Source organism: Gibbsiella dentisursi (genome assembly GCF_039539505.1).
Lineage (GTDB): Bacteria > Pseudomonadota > Gammaproteobacteria > Enterobacterales > Enterobacteriaceae > Gibbsiella > Gibbsiella quercinecans.
On sequence record NZ_BAABDG010000003.1, the window covers coordinates 362,338 to 378,226 of the forward strand.

15 protein-coding genes are annotated in these 15,889 nt (G+C 56.8%); 5 read left to right on the forward strand and 10 right to left on the reverse strand.

Annotation, left to right across the window (positions count from 1 at the left end):
- Positions 1–23: 23 nt before the first annotated feature.
- Positions 24–917, forward strand: coding sequence for a glycerophosphodiester phosphodiesterase family protein (locus tag ABFX35_RS12330; RefSeq protein WP_428832190.1), 894 nt, complete (start codon positions 24–26; stop codon positions 915–917).
- Between the two features lie 25 nt (positions 918–942).
- Here ABFX35_RS12330 and nqrM read toward each other — a convergent pair whose 3' ends face one another.
- The 6 genes from nqrM to ABFX35_RS12360 are packed head-to-tail and all read right to left on the reverse strand — an operon-like array spanning position 943 to position 6,490.
- Complete coding sequence (gene nqrM, locus ABFX35_RS12335; protein ID WP_095847247.1) at positions 943–1,170, reverse strand: (Na+)-NQR maturation NqrM; 228 nt, start codon at positions 1,168–1,170, stop codon at positions 943–945.
- Positions 1,171–1,203: 33 nt separating this feature from the next.
- Positions 1,204–2,427: an NADH:ubiquinone reductase (Na(+)-transporting) subunit F gene (gene nqrF, locus ABFX35_RS12340; protein ID WP_346081349.1), complete on the reverse strand. Its 1,224-nt coding sequence runs from the start codon at positions 2,425–2,427 to the stop codon at positions 1,204–1,206.
- A 59-nt stretch (positions 2,428–2,486) separates the two neighbouring features.
- On the reverse strand, positions 2,487–3,116 hold the full coding sequence (locus ABFX35_RS12345) for an NADH:ubiquinone reductase (Na(+)-transporting) subunit D (RefSeq protein WP_279022748.1): 630 nt from the start codon (positions 3,114–3,116) through the stop codon (positions 2,487–2,489).
- Positions 3,109–3,906: a Na(+)-translocating NADH-quinone reductase subunit C gene (locus tag ABFX35_RS12350; protein ID WP_346081351.1), complete on the reverse strand. Its 798-nt coding sequence runs from the start codon at positions 3,904–3,906 to the stop codon at positions 3,109–3,111. The genes ABFX35_RS12345 and ABFX35_RS12350 overlap by 8 nt, the downstream gene beginning before the upstream one ends.
- On the reverse strand, positions 3,896–5,137 hold the full coding sequence (locus ABFX35_RS12355) for an NADH:ubiquinone reductase (Na(+)-transporting) subunit B (protein WP_346081353.1): 1,242 nt from the start codon (positions 5,135–5,137) through the stop codon (positions 3,896–3,898). The genes ABFX35_RS12350 and ABFX35_RS12355 overlap by 11 nt, the downstream gene beginning before the upstream one ends.
- A gap of 3 nt (positions 5,138–5,140) precedes the next feature.
- Complete coding sequence (locus ABFX35_RS12360; protein ID WP_279022745.1) at positions 5,141–6,490, reverse strand: Na(+)-translocating NADH-quinone reductase subunit A; 1,350 nt, start codon at positions 6,488–6,490, stop codon at positions 5,141–5,143.
- 377 nt (positions 6,491–6,867) lie between these two features.
- Between ABFX35_RS12360 and dpaA the strand changes: the two genes are divergently transcribed.
- Positions 6,868–7,626, forward strand: coding sequence for a peptidoglycan meso-diaminopimelic acid protein amidase (gene dpaA, locus ABFX35_RS12365; protein ID WP_346081356.1), 759 nt, complete (start codon positions 6,868–6,870; stop codon positions 7,624–7,626).
- On the opposite strand, the gene ABFX35_RS12370 is transcribed toward dpaA, so the two are convergent.
- Together ABFX35_RS12370 and lpcA are read right to left on the reverse strand one after the other, a co-directional pair.
- Positions 7,570–8,364, reverse strand: coding sequence for a class II glutamine amidotransferase (locus ABFX35_RS12370; protein ID WP_095847240.1), 795 nt, complete (start codon positions 8,362–8,364; stop codon positions 7,570–7,572). The two genes, dpaA and ABFX35_RS12370, sit on opposite strands and share 57 nt — an antisense overlap.
- A gap of 255 nt (positions 8,365–8,619) precedes the next feature.
- A complete protein-coding gene (lpcA, locus tag ABFX35_RS12375) occupies positions 8,620–9,201 on the reverse strand; it encodes a D-sedoheptulose 7-phosphate isomerase (RefSeq protein ID WP_095847239.1) in 582 nt (193 codons plus the stop codon).
- A gap of 252 nt (positions 9,202–9,453) precedes the next feature.
- Between lpcA and fadE the strand changes: the two genes are divergently transcribed.
- Positions 9,454–11,910: an acyl-CoA dehydrogenase FadE gene (gene fadE / locus ABFX35_RS12380; RefSeq protein ID WP_346081359.1), complete on the forward strand. Its 2,457-nt coding sequence runs from the start codon at positions 9,454–9,456 to the stop codon at positions 11,908–11,910.
- 94 nt (positions 11,911–12,004) lie between these two features.
- Here fadE and ABFX35_RS12385 read toward each other — a convergent pair whose 3' ends face one another.
- On the reverse strand, positions 12,005–12,862 hold the full coding sequence (locus ABFX35_RS12385) for a DMT family transporter (RefSeq protein WP_346081361.1): 858 nt from the start codon (positions 12,860–12,862) through the stop codon (positions 12,005–12,007).
- Positions 12,863–13,212: 350 nt separating this feature from the next.
- Here ABFX35_RS12385 and ABFX35_RS12390 point away from each other — a divergent pair, with 350 nt between their 5' ends.
- On the forward strand, positions 13,213–13,704 hold the full coding sequence (locus tag ABFX35_RS12390) for an Lrp/AsnC family transcriptional regulator (protein ID WP_346081363.1): 492 nt from the start codon (positions 13,213–13,215) through the stop codon (positions 13,702–13,704).
- Positions 13,705–13,899: 195 nt separating this feature from the next.
- Complete coding sequence (locus tag ABFX35_RS12395) at positions 13,900–14,916, forward strand: 1-aminocyclopropane-1-carboxylate deaminase (RefSeq protein ID WP_346081365.1); 1,017 nt, start codon at positions 13,900–13,902, stop codon at positions 14,914–14,916.
- A 53-nt stretch (positions 14,917–14,969) separates the two neighbouring features.
- Here the strand turns inward: ABFX35_RS12395 and ABFX35_RS12400 are convergent, their stop codons facing one another.
- Positions 14,970–15,479: an Lrp/AsnC family transcriptional regulator gene (locus tag ABFX35_RS12400; protein ID WP_279022739.1), complete on the reverse strand. Its 510-nt coding sequence runs from the start codon at positions 15,477–15,479 to the stop codon at positions 14,970–14,972.
- Positions 15,480–15,889 lie beyond the last annotated feature (410 nt).

Genomic DNA, 15,889 nt, shown 5'->3' on the forward strand with positions numbered 1-15,889 from the left:
CACGCAACCACAAGGCACCAGTAATGAGAATGCTCCACCGCTACCTGTTTGTTTCCCTCTGTTTTCTGCTCCCTGCCGCCGCGCTGGCGGCGACCCCGGCCCCGGCGATTATCGCCCACCGCGGCGGCACCGCCGATGCGCCGGAAAACACCCTGGTCGCCATCCGCCAGGCGCTGCAACACGGCGCAGATGCGGTGTGGATCACCCTGCAGCAGGCAAAGGATGGGGCCATCGTGCTCTACCGGCCGTCCGATCTGCGGGCGTTAACCGATAAACAGGGCCTGGTTTCCGCCTACAGCGCAGAAGAGCTGGCGCAGGCAGACGCGGGCTGGGCGTTCGGCAAAGACGGCAATCACCCGTTCCGTGGTAAACACATCGGTATCCCAACGCTGGAACAGGCGCTAACCACCTTCCCGCAAACCACCTTTTATCTGGATATCAAATCGCCGGATAGCGATCCGGCAAAGTTCGCCGCCGCCCTGCTGGCCACGCTGGAAAAAAACCATAGCCTGGAACGCACCCGTGTCTACTCGACCGATGCCAAATACCTGCAGGCGCTGCCGCCGCAGATTAAACGTTTTGCATCACGCGATGAAACCCGCGATCTGCTGGCCAACATCACCATGGCGCACCAGTGCGATGTGACAGCAAGCCCTAATGGCCCACGCTGGTATGGGCTGGAGATGAAGCGCCAGGTGGAAGTGGTAGAAAAATACACCCTGGGGGAAGCCCGTTCCAAAGCGCTGCTGGTGTGGGATAAAGAAGCGGTGGACTGCTTCCGGGCCAAAGGGCCGGCGCACATCATTCTGTTTGGCATCAATTCGCCGCAGGATTACCAGCAGGCGCTGGCGTTGGGCGTAGATGGCGTGATGGTGGATTCGCCGTTGCAGGCGGAAAAGTTTCGTAAGGCGCGCTAAACAGCACGGTGTTATCGGCCGGCGCCTAGAGAATGCGGTGTTTTTCCCGCAGCCGCTGGCGCCGCGCTTCACGCGCCAGGCGTTTTTTGCGGCTGTCGCAAGGCTCGGGGCAATCGCAGACTTTTTCCATCCCCAGCGCCGTAATGCCGCCGCAGCTGCCCTGCAGGCTTTTGCGTTTAAGCACGTAGCCCAACGACATACCGCCAATGACCAGCAGGAATAATGCAAAGGTTACCGCAAACAGTGTCAGCATAAGCGCCTCGCAAACGCGTTACCCGATTTAAGACTAGCCGCCAAAGTCATCCAACAGGATGTTGTCTTCCTCAACGCCAAGCGCCTTGAGCATGTTGATTACCGCGGCGTTCATCATCGGCGGCCCGCACATATAGAACTCACAATCTTCCGGCGCCGGGTGGTGGCGCAGGTAGTTTTCCAGCAGCACGTGATGAATAAAGCCGGTATAGCCGTTCCAGTGGTCTTCCGGCTGCGGATCCGACAGCGCCACGTGCCAGGTGAAGTTCTCATGCTCCACCTGCAGCTGGTTGAAATCCTCTTCATAGAACATCTCGCGCCGCGAACGTGCGCCGTACCAGAAGGTGATTTTACGTTTGCTGTGCAGGCGCTTGAGCTGATCGAATATGTGCGAGCGCATCGGCGCCATCCCGGCGCCCCCGCCGATGAACACCATCGCGGCATCGGTCTCCTTGGCGAAGAACTCGCCAAACGGCCCGGAGATGGTCACCCGATCGCCCGGTTTCAACGCCCAGATGTAGGAGGACATCACCCCCGGCGGCACCGTTGGGTTGCCCGGCGGCGGCGTGGCGATGCGCACATTCAGCATGATGATGCCCTTCTCATCCGGGTAATTCGCCATCGAATAGGCGCGCACCGTGGTGGTATCCACCACCGAGCGATAGCGGAACAGGTTGAACTTGTCCCAGTCGCCGCGGTATTCCTGCGGCACGTCGAAATCCGCATAGCTGACCTGGTGCGGCGGCGCTTCAATCTGAATATAGCCGCCGGCGCGGAACGGCACGTCTTCGTCGTCGGGGATCTTCAGCTTCAGCTCTTTGATGAACGTCGCCTTGTTATCGTTGGAGATCACCTCGCAGATCCATTTTCTGATGCCGAAAATCTCTGCCGGCAGCTCGATTTTCATATCCTGCTTCACGCTCACCTGGCAGGCCAGGCGGCAGCCTGCCTTCGCTTCGCGCCTGGTGATATGGGAAAGCTCGGTGGGCAGGATATCGCCGCCGCCCGCCGTCACCACCACCCGGCACTGGCCGCAAGAGCCGCCCCCGCCACAGGCCGACGAAATAAAAATCCCCTGACTGGAAAGCATATTCAACAATTTGTCGCCGGCGGGCGCCGTGAAGCTTTTCTCCTGATCGCCGTTCACTTCCACGGCAACGTCGCCGGTATTCACCAGCCTGGATTTAGCGAATAAAATCAGCAGCACCAACACCATCAAGATGCTGGTGAACATGGCCACGCCTAATATAATTTCCATATCTGCTTCCCGTTGTATCACGCAACGCCTGCAACCCGGCAGCACATGCCGTTAAGGGATTACTCTTTTTCGATCTGCGCCGGTTTGAGGGTGCGCAGCCCCCAGATCAACATGCCGATGATAAAGAACGCGCTCGGCGCCAGCAGAAATAGCCCGTTTGGTTGATACCAGCCGCCGTTCTGTACCGCCTCCAATACCGGAAAACCAAACAGTTTGCCCGAGCCGATCAGCTCACGCAGGAACCCGACCAGGATCAACACCACGCCGTAGCCCAGGCCGTTGCCGATGCCGTCCATAAAGCTTTCAATTGGCGGGGATTTCATCGCGTAGGCCTCGGCACGCCCCATCACGATGCAGTTGGTGATAATCAGGCCGACGAACACCGACAGCTGCTTGGAGATTTCAAACGCATAGGCGCGCAGCACCTGATCCACCACAATCACCAGCGAAGCGATAATCGCCATCTGTACGATGATGCGCACGCTGTTCGGAATGTGATGGCGAATCAGCGAGATAAAAAAGCTGGAGAACGCGGTCACCAGTGAAACGGCGATGGTCATCACGACCGCCGTTTCCAGCTTGGTGGTCACCGCCAGCGCGGAGCAAACGCCGAGGATCTGCAAGGCGATCGGGTTATTGTCAAACAGCGGCCCCAGCAGAACCCGCTTAATCTCTTTGGAATCAGCCATTTTTCAGCGCCCCTTCACGAACTTTTTTCAGAAACGGGCCGAAACCCAGTTCGCCCAGCCAAAAATCAAACGTGTGCTGCACCCCGTTGGCGGTCAGGGTGGCGCCGGAAAGGCCATCGACCGCATGCACGTCCCCCGGGGCCGCCCGGCCATTGACCACTCGGATCGCCGGGTTGCCGTTATCATCAAACAACCGTTTGCCGATCCACTGCGCCCGCCAGCCGGCGTTTTCTATCTCGCCGCCCAGCCCCGGGGTTTCGGCGTGATCGTAATAAGACAGGCCCTGTACCGTGTTGCCGTCGCTATCCAGCGCCACAAACGCATACATCATCGACCACAGCCCGGAGCCATATACCGGCAGCACAATCTTATCGACGCGGCCTTGCTCATCGCGCGCCAGATAAATCTCCACCTGGTTGCTGCGCCGCCGAATACCGGCTTTGTCTTCGTTGGCCGCCAGCGCGATGCTTTGGCTGCTATCACGCAACGCAGCCGCCAGATCAAACGCCTCCTCACTGTCGGCAACAAACTCGCCGCTGGCCAGATCCAGCAGGCGCGGCTCGATGCGCGCGCTAAACACCGCCTGCACCCGTTCGCCGTCCATTTTCGGCGCCAGCAGGCCGACAACGTTGAGGATATTGCGCTGCTTATCCAGCAGCCGCTGCGCCTGCTGCTGGGATTTCAGGCCGACGGCGGCGCCGGCCACCACCACCGAACACACCAGGCTTAGCAAAAACACCACCAGCAGCGTTTTCCCCACGCTGTCATTGTTCCTTGCCTCACTCGCCACGGGCTCGCCTCCGTTTGATGTTGGCCTGCACCACCAGATAATCGAACAGTGGCGCAAACAGGTTGGCGAACAGGATCGCCAGCATCATCCCTTCCGGATAAGCCGGGTTGACCACGCGGATCAACACGCACATCACGCCCACCAGCACGCCGTACCACACTTTGCCTTTTTCGGTGAAGGCGGCGGAAACCGGATCGGTCGCCATAAAGATCATGCCGAAGGCAAAGCCGCCCAGCACCAGATGCCAGTACCAGGGCATGGCGAACATCGGGTTGCTGTCAGAGCCCACCGCATTAAACAGGCAGGCGGTCGCCACCGTGCCCACCATCACCCCGGCCACGATGCGCCAGGATGCAATGCGGGTAAACAGGATCAGCGCCCCGCCGAGCAGGATCATCAGCGTGGAAACCTCACCGATGGAACCGGGTATATTGCCCAGAAAGGCATCCATCCAGCTCACCGGTTGCCCGGTAAGGACGTTGGTCATGCCCGCCGCCCCACCCGCGCTCCACTGCGCCAGCGGCGTGGCGCCGGAAAAGCCGTCTGCCGCCGTCCACACCAGTTCACCGGAGATCTGCGCCGGGTAGGCAAAAAACAAGAAGGCGCGCCCCGCCAGCGCCGGGTTGAGGAAGTTGCGCCCGGTGCCGCCAAAAATTTCTTTGGCGATCACCACGCCGAATGAAATACCAAGCGCCGCCTGCCATAGCGGCAGCGTGGGCGGCACGATCAAGGCAAACAAAATAGACGTAACAAAAAAGCCTTCGTTGATCTCATGGCGGCGAACCGTGGCAAACAGCACCTCCCAAAAACCGCCGACCAGAAACACCACGGCGTAGATCGGCACGAAATAGGTGGCGCCCAGCAGCATATTGCTGGCCCAGCCGGCGTCGGCGACCATTGAAGCCCCCAACCACTGGGCCAGGCGATAGTGCCAGTCGGCCGCCAGCATCTGCTGCAGTTGTTCACCCTGGTAAAGATGGTGCAGCGCCAGCACCGCCTGCTGACCAACGTTGTACATGCCCCAAAACATCGCCGGGAACACCGCCAGCCACACCAGGATCATCATGCGTTTGAGATCGATAGCATCACGCACATGCGAAGCGCCGTGGGTGACCAAGCCCGGCGTATAAAACACCGTCGCGGTGGCTTCATACAGCGGGTACCATTTCTCCAGCCTGCCGCCCGGCGTGAAGTGCGGCTCAATTTTTTCCAAAAAATGCTTCAGGCCCATCGCTTATCCTTCCAGCTCAATCGTATTCAGCACATCGCGCAGCAACGGCCCATATTCATACTTGCCTGGGCAAACAAACGTACACAACGCCAAATCTTCTTCATCCAGTTCCAGGCAGCCCAACTGTTGGGCGCTGTCGGTATCCCCGGCCAGCAAATCGCGCAGCAACAGCGTCGGCAGAATATCCAGCGGCATCACCCGCTCGTAGTTGCCAATCGGCACCATCGCACGTTCACCGCCGTGGGTTGAGGTGGAAAACGCAAAGCGTTTGCGCCGGAGGAAATGGCCCAGCGTGGTGCGGGTAATAGAAAACTTGCCCGGCGAAGGCAGCACCCAACCAAATAGCTCTTTCTCACGGCCTTCAAGCAACACCGAAACCTGCAGATGAAAGCGCCCAAGATAGGCGTTGGGGCCGGTGGCCTGCACGCCACTGAGCACCGAACCGGAAATCACGCGGTTTTCACCGGCCTTTAGGCAGCCGGCGGTCAGCTCATCCAGGCTGGCGCCAAGGCGCGTGCGCAGCAAGGCTGGCTGGGCGACCTGCGGGCCGGCCAGCGCGATAATACGCGTGGTATCAAGCTTGCCGGTGGTAAACAGGGTGCCGATGGCGATGACATCCTGATAGCCGATGTGCCAGACGTTTTTTTTCAGGCTGACCGGTTCCAGAAAGTGGATATGGGTACCGACCAACCCGGCTGGGTGCGGGCCGGAAAAAGCGTGGTAGTGAATCTGCGGGTGATCGCCCGCCGCCAACGGAGCGCCGGCGGCGTGGCAAACGTGCACCTTGCCAGCGGTCAGGCGCGCCAGCACCGCAAGCCCGGCATGGAACTGCGGCAGTTGCCCGGCGATAACCTTCTGCGGATCGGCCGCCAGCGGCTGGGTATCCATTGCGGTAACAAAAATAGCGCGAGGAACCGTGCCCGGGCGTGGGGTTTTACTAAAAGGCCGGGTACGCAGCGCCGTCCACAACCCGCTGGCCAGCAGATCGCTTTCTACCTGTTCACGCAACAACTGCGGCAGTGCTTCCGGCCGGTAGTAAGCAAACTCCAGTTGTTCATCGCCGCCGTTTTCCAACGCGATCACCACCGACTGCAGCACCCGGCGCTCGCCACGGTTGATAGCGGCCACCCGGCCGCTGGCCGGGGCGGTGTGAAAAACGCCGGGGTTCTTTTTATCTTCGAACAGCGCCTGCCCTTTCTTAACGCTCTCGCCCTCCTGCACCAACATTGAAGGGCGCATGCCGACATATTCTTCACCAAGCAGGGCAACGTGCCTGATGGCCGGCCCGTCATTTATCGTTTGGGCCGGGGCCCCGGCTATCGGGAGATCCAATCCTTTCTTGATTTTAATCATATGATTTGTAATGAGTTATCCCCCTCATACTGCTGGCGGCAGGTGTGTTCGCTTCCTCGCGCATCCCCACGGCAGGGCAGAGCCGGCCGGCGGTTAATCTTTGGACATAGTTTAACATCATTTGCAACATCATCCCGGTGCGGGGCAGTGACCAAGGTCAAGCAAATGGAATTAAAATGGGTTTATTTTCATCGCATGTGCCAGAAACGGCGCATAAAACGATTTTTATTTAAATTTGTTTGTTTTTTATACACGCTGCATATTGCGAAAAAAAAACACACTGGTAATCTGGCGGGGTTATTAACGTTATAAAATAAAAATCAGTGGCACGCCGGCGGTCATTGCACCATCGGCAATATATTAAGCAGGAATAATTAATGAGTAAGATCGCGCTGTTGTTTGCGATGCTATTTTGTATGCCGACGATCACCGCCTGCAGCGCCAGCGAGCTGGTCCCTGAGTCACCGGCAGTTAAACAGCAATTATTAGGCTCCCCCGTCTATATCCAGATCTTCAAAGAAGAACGCGTGCTGGAATTGTATGCCAAAATGGGCAACGAATTCCGGCTGGTCAAAAGCTTCCCTATCTGCAAATTCTCCGGCGGATTAGGCCCCAAGCGCATGGCCGGCGATTTTAAAAGCCCGGAAGGGTTTTATAGCGTTGATGTGCGCCACCTGAAGCCGGACAGCAAATATTATCGGGCAATTAATATCGGCTTCCCGAATGATTACGATCGGGCGCAAGGTTATTCCGGTGCCTATCTGATGATCCACGGCGAATGCAAATCCATCGGCTGCTACGCGATGACCAACGACTATATGGATGAAATCTATCGCTATGTAGAAACCGCATTCGCTTTCGGCCAGGCCCGGGTCAACATCAGCATTTACCCGTTCCGCATGACCGACCAAAACCTGCAGCGCCACCGCACCTCCACCTACATCGGCTTTTGGCGCCAGTTAAAACCGGGCTACGATTACTTCGTGAAAAATCACCAACCGCCTACGGTGGCCGTGGCTAACGGCCAGTACGTGCTGGCGCAGCCGGTGATAGGCAGCAATAAGCCAACGCAGTTCGCATCAACCGCCGGTGGCGATCCGTTCGCCCAGGGCAAGCCGCTCACCGTAATAAAATAGCGCAAACTCACCTGGCGCAATCTTGTGCCAGGTTTCATTGCCGGTTAACGGTTGGGTGGCGATCACCGTCACCACGTCATCCGGCGTGGTTTGCCGCTGAAAATCAATTTCCACGTCCTGATCAAGCAAGGTCGCTTTGCCAAACGGCGCGCGCCGGGTAATCCAGTGCAGGTTGGTGGAGCAATAGGCCATCACGTAACGCCCATCCGACAGCAGCATATTGAATACCCCTTTCTGCCGCAGTTGATCCGCCAGCAGCGCAATATAGCGAAACACCGCCGGCCAGTTGCTTGGCGTGCGTGGATACTTCAGCGAAAGCTGATGCAGCAGCCAGCAAAAGGCGTATTCGCTGTCGGTTTGCCCAACCGGGCGAAAGTTGCCGGTTTCCAACCGGCGATACCCTTTCAACTGGCCGTTGTGGGCATAGGTCCAGTTGCGGCCCCACAGTTCGCGGGTAAACGGGTGGGTATTTTCCAGCGCCACTTCACCGCGGTTGGCCTGGCGGATATGGGAAACCACGGCGCGGGATTTTATCGGGTAGTCCTGCACCAGGCGGGCTATCGGCGAATTACAACTGGGCTGGGGATCTTTAAACGTGCGGCAACCGTTGCCTTCATAGAAGGTAATTCCCCAACCATCTTTATGTGGCCCGGTACGGCCACCGCGCTGAACCAGCCCGGTAAAACTAAAGCAGATATCGGTCGGCACGTTTGCGCTCATCCCGAGCAGTTCACACATCGCCAATTACTCCTCAACATCATTGGCATTACCGCTTGCCGGGAAGCAGAACCTGCTCCCCTCACCGCTTCACGCCGGTATTCATTGATACGCTCAGGTACCTACCCTAACTCATTCGCCTTGCAGAACGAAAACGTCAAAAGCGTTTTTGAACGGCGCTTACGCCGGCCCCGAATGGGCCGAGGCATCAAGCCAACGCATCAGCAACTTGCAGTATGACGGGTATAGCGCAAGCGCGCTATACCCACAACACCATCAAGCCTTAACCATTTCTTTTTCAATCAATTGGATCAAGATATGGATCGCTTTTATGTGGATCTCCTGAATGCGATCGGCATAGCCAAAGTGCGGCACGCGAATTTCCACATCGGCGGTACCGGCCATTTTACCGCCGTCTTTGCCCGTTAAGGTGATCACTTTCATCCCTTTGGCGCGCGCCGCCGAAATCGCCTTGATGATGTTGCCGGAGTTGCCGGAAGTGGAGATCCCCAGCAATACGTCCCCTTCGCGCCCCACTGCCTCCACGTAGCGTGAAAACACGAACTCATAGCCAAAATCGTTGCTCACGCAGGACAGATGGCTGACATCGGAAATGGCGATCGCCGGGTAGCCTGGGCGGTTTTCGCGGTAACGGCCGGTCAGTTCTTCGGCAAAGTGCATGGCATCGCAGTGGGAACCCCCGTTGCCGCAAGAGATCACCTTACCGCCGGCCTTAAAGGAATCGGCCAGCAACACCGCCGCGCTTTGGATAGCCTCAATATTGGCGTCGTCGCTGATAAAATTTTTCAGGGTTTCAGCCGCTTCATTCAGTTCACTACGAATCAAATCTTGGTACATATGAGGAGCCCTCTTTTAATCCTGTGGCATTGTCAATCTTTCGTCCGCAGTGTAACGGATTGGGCAAATAGCGAGAAGCATTGTCAACAAAAGCCGCATTCGGTTGAGGCGCACGTGATTTTTTAGCTGCAGGTGCTGCCAGTTTGTGAGCTACGTTGTAATTAAAGTGTAAATGCATTGATAAAAACATGTGCATAAACTAAAACCATCATAGACAACAGGTCAGACCTCTTAGGACTTTGGAGCGACATTATGACGGTTCTTAGCATTCTTGCCCTACTGGCGCTTATCGGCGTGCTGTTCTACCACCGGGTTTCGCTGGCGTTTGGCAGCCTCGCCCTGCTGGGCTATACCGCGATCATGGGCGTGGCCGGCCTGTGGTCGTTCTGGCTATTGTTGCCGCTGGCGGTGCTGTTGCTGCCGCTGAATATTACCGCGCTACGCCGCCCGCTGCTGGCGGCGCCGGCGCTGCGCGCCTTCAGCAAGCTTATGCCGCCGATGTCCCGCACCGAGAAAGAAGCGATCGACGCCGGCACCACCTGGTGGGAAGGGGATCTGTTCCGTGGCCGGCCGGACTGGAACAAACTGCATAACTATCCTAAACCGCAATTAACGCCGGAAGAACACGCCTTCCTCGAAGGCCCGGTAGAAGAAGCCTGTCGTATGGCGAATGATTTCCAAATCACCCATCAGTTGGCCGATCTGCCGCCCGAGCTTTGGGCCTTCCTGAAAGAGCACCGTTTCTTCGCCATGATCATTAAAAAAGAGTACGGCGGGCTGGCGTTTTCGCCCTATGCCCAGGCGCTGGTGCTGCAAAAGCTGGCCGGGGTTTCCGGCATACTGGCGATCACCGTCGGCGTTCCCAATTCCCTCGGCCCCGGCGAATTGCTGCAACACTACGGCACCGACGAACAAAAAAACCGTTATCTGCCCGCTCTGGCGCGCGGCGATGAGATCCCCTGCTTTGCGCTGACCAGCCCGGAAGCCGGCTCCGACGCCGGCGCCATTCCCGATACCGGCGTGGTGTGCATGGGCGAATGGCAAGGCCAACAGGTACTTGGCATGCGCCTGACGTGGAACAAACGCTATATCACGCTGGCGCCGGTGGCCACCGTGCTGGGGCTGGCGTTCAAACTGTACGATCCGGATCGCCTGCTGGGCGATAACCCCGCGCCCGGTATTACCTGCGCGCTGATCCCAACCCACACGCCGGGCGTTGAGATTGGCAACCGCCATTTCCCCTTGAACATTCCGTTCCAGAATGGCCCAACCCGCGGCAGCGATGTGTTCGTGCCGATCGATTATATTATCGGCGGCCCGCAGATGGCCGGTCAGGGTTGGCGCATGCTGGTGGAATGCCTGTCGGTTGGCCGCGGCATCACCCTGCCCGCCAACTCCACCGGCAGCCTGAAATCCGCCGCGCTGGCGATCGGCGCTTATGCCCGTATCCGCCGCCAGTTCAAGATGCCAATCGGCAAGATGGAGGGCATTGAAGAACCGTTGGCGCGCATCGCCGGGAACGCCTATGTAATGGACGCTGCCGCCACGCTTATCACCAGCGGGTTGATGCAGGGTGAAAAGCCGGCGGTGCTGTCTGCCATCGTCAAATACCACTGCACCCACCGCGGGCAACGGGCGATTATTGACGCCATGGACATCGCTGGCGGTAAAGGCATTATGCTGGGCGAATCCAACTTCCTGGCGCGCGCCTACCAGGGCGCGCCAATCGCCATCACCGTGGAAGGCGCCAATATCCTGACCCGCAGCATGATGATCTTCGGCCAGGGCGCCATTCGCTGCCATCCTTACGTACTGGAAGAGATGGCCGCCGCGCAACACGACGATCTGCCCGCCTTCGATCGGGCGTTGTTCGGCCATCTTGGCCACGTGGGCGGCAGCACGGCGCGCAGCATTTGGCTCGGCCTGACCAACGGCCGCACCAGCGGCACGCCGACCAAAGATGCCACCCGCCGTTATTACCAGCAGCTCAACCGCCTGAGCGCCAACCTGGCGCTGCTGGCCGATGTCGCCATGGGCGTGCTGGGGGGCAGCCTGAAGCGCCGGGAACGCATTTCGGCGCGCCTGGGGGATGTGCTCAGCCAAATGTACCTGGCTTCCGCCACGCTGAAACGCTACGACGATGAGGGGCGCCAGCAGGCCGATCTGCCGCTGGTGCACTGGGGCGTGCAGGACTGCCTGTATCAGGCTGAACAGGCGCTCGACGATCTGCTGCGCAACTTCCCGAACAGCGGGATTGCAGGCGCGCTACGCTGGGTGATATTCCCGTTCGGCCGCGTACAACGCGCCCCGACCGATCGTCTGGATCACCAACTGGCGAAAATCCTGCAAGAACCTTCCGCCACCCGCAGCCGCCTGGGGCGCGGCCAATACCTGGCGGCCAGCCCCCATAACCCGGTAGGCCTGCTGGAAGCCGCGTTGGCGAACATCATCGCCGCAGAGCCGATCCACGCGCGTTTGTGCAAACTGGCGGGCAAGAACCTGTCGTTCACCCGGCTGGATCGCCTGGCGCAACAGGCGCTGGAGGAAGGCAAGATCAGCAGTGACGAGGCGAAACTGCTGATCGCGGCCGAAGAGAGCCGTTTGCAGGCGATCAATGTCGATGATTTTGCACCGGAAACGCTGGCGGCTCATCAGCCCGAACGGCCGCAACGGCAGGGAAAGCACCGGCCGCAGACTGAAGCGGCGTAAGCAACACCTGGCCTGATATTTTGGGCGCCAGCCATGGCGCCCACCTTCCCCATATCGAGGTCTTTCATAACGGCCGCTATTTAGCAGGCTACCGCTAACGCCGCGGGCGCATCAGGGTGACGATAAGCAGGCCACCGACGATCGCCGCAACGCCGGCGAGCAGGCTCAGCGTTAAAGGCTCGTTCATAAAAAGCACCGAAATCAACAACCCTACCAGCGGTACGCCCAACATCGAGGAAGCCATAACGGTACTGGTGAGCCACTGGCTGGCCGCATTGACGGCGCAGAAACAGAACGCCGTGGCCAGCGGCCCCACGAACAGGGCAACTTCCCAAAAACGCAGAGAATTATCACCGGTGTAAGGGCCCTCTTTACACCAGGCCAAGATCAGCAACGGTACCGCCGCAATCAGCATTTGCCAGGGCGCCAAATGATAGGCACTTGAAGCGCCGCGATAATAACGCAGGTGCAGAATACAAATGGCCCAACAGAATGACCCCATCAGCAGCAGCAGATTGGCCCGCAACACCGCGCTGTTCGCCCAATCGAGCGTCAGTGGGTTAAACAGAATGGCGACGCCGGCAATGCCGATCAGCGTCCCGATCCACTCCGGGCGGGTCACCCGGTGGCGGAAGAACAAAATTGCTCCCGGCATCACCCACAATGGGGTGGTATAGGCAAGAATGGCAGAGCGTCCGGCGGGAATTTCCATCATGGCGATGGCGCCCAGCGCGGTGAAGGCCAGCATCTGAAGCAGGCCAACGCTGAGTAATAACGGAATGTCGCGGCGCTGAGGGCGCTTTAGCGTACCGGTGGCAATCTGGATAACGAACAGGCAAAGCCCACCCAGAACAAAACGCAATGCGGAAAACCACAAAGGGGTGATGTGGTGCAGCCCCATCTTCATGACCGGCCAATTCGCGCCCCAAATCAGAATCGCCAAAAACAGCATGGCTACCCCGCAAACCCGCGGTGATGCTATGGCGGTTTTCCAGCGATGAACAGCATGCGTTTTGTTCCAGCCTATGTTTTTACTTTCTGACGGGGAGTAATGCATTGTCATTTTAACTCTCTCGTTGAAGTTTGCTTTTCTAGGTTCCCCAATAACGTCAATTACCGGCCGGCGACATTAATACGCCTGGCGATTAACCGGGAAGCCGCGCATCTGTAGTTAGAAATCTATCGGGTATAGGTATTTTATTATTTTCATGACAGAATGTTTTTCCGTTATTACGCCGAACGCTGTTTATTTCAGTGTGAATTTTCCATCCAGCCCTTCATTCACAGGAAAGGTTTTCTTTTATGCGTAAACTGGATAAAACCGATATCAATATCCTTAATAAACTGCAGGAAAATGCCAAAATCACCCATGCTGAATTAGCGAAAGCGGTTAATCTCTCCACCACGCCCTGTTTTAACCGGGTCAAAGCGCTGGAAGAACTTGGACTGTTCCGCCAACAGGTGACGCTGCTTTCGCCGGAGCGCCTGGGGCTGCGCGTCAACGTGTTTATCCACGTGAGCCTCGATCGTCAGATAGAGGAAGTATTGCAGCGCTTTGAACAGGCGATCGCCGAACGCCCGGAAGTGATGGAGTGCTACCTGATGAGCGGTGACGCAGACTACCTGCTCCGGGTACTTGTAAATAATATCAATGAGATAGAACGCTTTATCATCAAACACCTCACCCGTATTCCCGGCGTGGCCAACATTCGCTCCAGCTTTGCCCTCAAGCAGGTGCGCTACAAAACGGCTCTGCCGTTGCCCGCGGAGGGCATGTGGTTGCAGCAAGATTAATTTTGTTTCGTTTTTATGTTATTTCTAGCCATTTAAAACAAAAAATAGAAAGATTATTGAAATTTTAAATAAAAAAACATGATTAATTAGCAATTTAAATTCGTTTTGTTTCGTGTAGTATTTGGGGTACAGGATAACCGTGTTCTCCATAGAATACCCCAATCGGCCATTATCATTGTCTACCGGAGCCTTATTATGAATCTGGAAAAATTCCCACGCTATCAATTAACGTTTGGCCCCTCCCCTATTACGCCAATGAAAAGGCTCAGCGAATATTTGGGCGGCGATGTAGAAATCTATGCCAAACGCGAAGATTGTAATAGCGGCCTGGCATTCGGTGGCAATAAAACCCGTAAAATGGAATATCTGATCCCAGAAGCATTAGCTCAGGGTTGCGATACTTTAGTTTCCATTGGCGGTATTCAATCGAATCAAACTCGCCAGGTAGCCGCCGTTGCTGCACATTTAGGAATGAAATGTATTCTGGTGCAGGAAAACTGGGTTAATTATTCTGACGCAGTTTATGATCGGGTCGGTAATATTGAATTGTCACGTATTATGGGGGCCGATGTGCGCCTGGATAGCGCCGGTTTTGATATCGGTATTCGCGAAAGCTGGAAAAGCGCCATGGAAGAAGCTGCACAAAACGGCGGCAAACCGTTCCCGATCCCGGCCGGCTGTTCCGAGCACCCTTATGGCGGCCTGGGTTTCGTCGGTTTTGCGGAAGAAGTGCGCCAGCAGGAAGAGGAACTGGGTTTTAAATTTGACTATATCGTCGTGTGTTCGGTCACCGGCAGTACCCAGGCCGGAATGGTGGTTGGCTTTGCCGCGGATGGCCGTGCCCGCAATGTGATTGGCATCGACGCGTCGGCAAAACCGGAAAAAACCAAGGCGCAGATTTTACGCATCGCCCAAAACACCGCTAACCTGGTTGAACTGGGCCGCGAGATCACGGAAGAAGACGTGGTGCTTGATACCCGCTTTGGCGGGCCGGAATACGGCTTGCCGAGCGAAGGCACGCTGGAAGCCATCCGCCTGTGTGCGCGCCTGGAAGGCGTGATGACCGATCCGGTCTATGAAGGCAAATCCATGCAGGGCATGATCGGCATGATCCGCAACGGCGAATTCCCGAAAGGTTCAAAAGTCCTTTATGCCCACCTGGGCGGTGCGCCAGCGCTAAGCGCCTACAGCTACCTGTTCCGCAATGGCTAATACCCCATCGCAGGCCCGGGAAACCGGGCCTCAGTCTCTCCCCTTCCCCTGCCTTAAAAGGTTAACTGCGTGGTGGAAAGCACCTCACGCAGGCCAATAAAAGAACGGATCTGGCGAACGCCAGGCAGAAACAGCAGTTGTTCCGCATGCAAACGATTGAAACTCTGATTGTCCTTGGTGCGAATCATTAAAATATAATCAAACTCGCCGGTAACGACATGGCACTCCATGCAGCCACTGATCTGCTGCACCGCTGCTTCAAAGTCCTCAAACGAGCTTGGCGTTGAGCGATCCAACACCACGCCAATCAACACCACCAGCCCGGCATTCATCGCCTGCGGGTTCAGCAACGCAACATAACCTTTAATTAGGCCTGCCTGCTTCAACCGCTCCACACGCCGTAAACAGGCCGGCGGGCTCAGGCTGACTTTCTCGGCCAGCGCCACATTGGATATGGAAGAATCCGCCTGCAGCAGGCGCAAGATCGCCATGTCAAAACGATCAAGCTCATGCGATTTTTTTTCCTCGGCGTCCGGGGGCACGATTGGGGGTTTAGCTTTCATGGTTTCCTCGCAGCGGCATCACAATGTTCAGTATGGCAATCATTTTGCCTGATAACCATTTTTCGTAATTAATGTCAGCTTTTTTCCTAAAAGGCGATACAAAACGGATAGAAACCGGGCCAAAACGAACCCCTGTTGTGCTGATGCGAAAAGACTAACCACTGCTATTGACTCGCGTTGGCAAAAGGCTATCCTTCCCCAACGGCAATCATGCCTGCCGCTGTGGGCCCCCACCCAAACAAAACGCTGTTTTTCCTTAAGCCAAAAACGCATAAAGATTCACTTTAAGTGCAAATAAAATCAAATATTCCCCATTAATTTCTCTTATCTGCCGCCGCGCTATCATTAAATATGACTGAGAAGTTAAAAACAGCGCCATAATGCAAAATCAGAACATAAAGCAGCATAAA

What these genes read in the sequence shown, in the direction of transcription:
- ABFX35_RS12400 (WP_279022739.1), bottom strand. Translation starts at nt 15,479, where the DNA reads ATGAAAGCTAAACCCCCAATCGTGCCCCCGGACGCCGAGGAAAAAAAA.
- ABFX35_RS12395 (WP_346081365.1), top strand. Translation starts at nt 13,900, where the DNA reads ATGAATCTGGAAAAATTCCCACGCTATCAATTAACGTTTGGCCCCTCC.
- ABFX35_RS12370 (WP_095847240.1), bottom strand. Translation starts at nt 8,364, where the DNA reads ATGTGTGAACTGCTCGGGATGAGCGCAAACGTGCCGACCGATATCTGC.
- ABFX35_RS12385 (WP_346081361.1), bottom strand. Translation starts at nt 12,862, where the DNA reads ATGCTGTTTTTGGCGATTCTGATTTGGGGCGCGAATTGGCCGGTCATG.
- ABFX35_RS12390 (WP_346081363.1), top strand. Translation starts at nt 13,213, where the DNA reads ATGCGTAAACTGGATAAAACCGATATCAATATCCTTAATAAACTGCAG.
- nqrF (WP_346081349.1), bottom strand. Translation starts at nt 2,427, where the DNA reads ATGGAAATTATATTAGGCGTGGCCATGTTCACCAGCATCTTGATGGTG.
- nqrM (WP_095847247.1), bottom strand. Translation starts at nt 1,170, where the DNA reads ATGCTGACACTGTTTGCGGTAACCTTTGCATTATTCCTGCTGGTCATT.
- lpcA (WP_095847239.1), bottom strand. Translation starts at nt 9,201, where the DNA reads ATGTACCAAGATTTGATTCGTAGTGAACTGAATGAAGCGGCTGAAACC.
- ABFX35_RS12355 (WP_346081353.1), bottom strand. Translation starts at nt 5,137, where the DNA reads ATGGGCCTGAAGCATTTTTTGGAAAAAATTGAGCCGCACTTCACGCCG.
- ABFX35_RS12360 (WP_279022745.1), bottom strand. Translation starts at nt 6,490, where the DNA reads ATGATTAAAATCAAGAAAGGATTGGATCTCCCGATAGCCGGGGCCCCG.
- dpaA (WP_346081356.1), top strand. Translation starts at nt 6,868, where the DNA reads ATGAGTAAGATCGCGCTGTTGTTTGCGATGCTATTTTGTATGCCGACG.
- ABFX35_RS12330 (WP_428832190.1), top strand. Translation starts at nt 24, where the DNA reads ATGAGAATGCTCCACCGCTACCTGTTTGTTTCCCTCTGTTTTCTGCTC.
- fadE (WP_346081359.1), top strand. Translation starts at nt 9,454, where the DNA reads ATGACGGTTCTTAGCATTCTTGCCCTACTGGCGCTTATCGGCGTGCTG.
- ABFX35_RS12345 (WP_279022748.1), bottom strand. Translation starts at nt 3,116, where the DNA reads ATGGCTGATTCCAAAGAGATTAAGCGGGTTCTGCTGGGGCCGCTGTTT.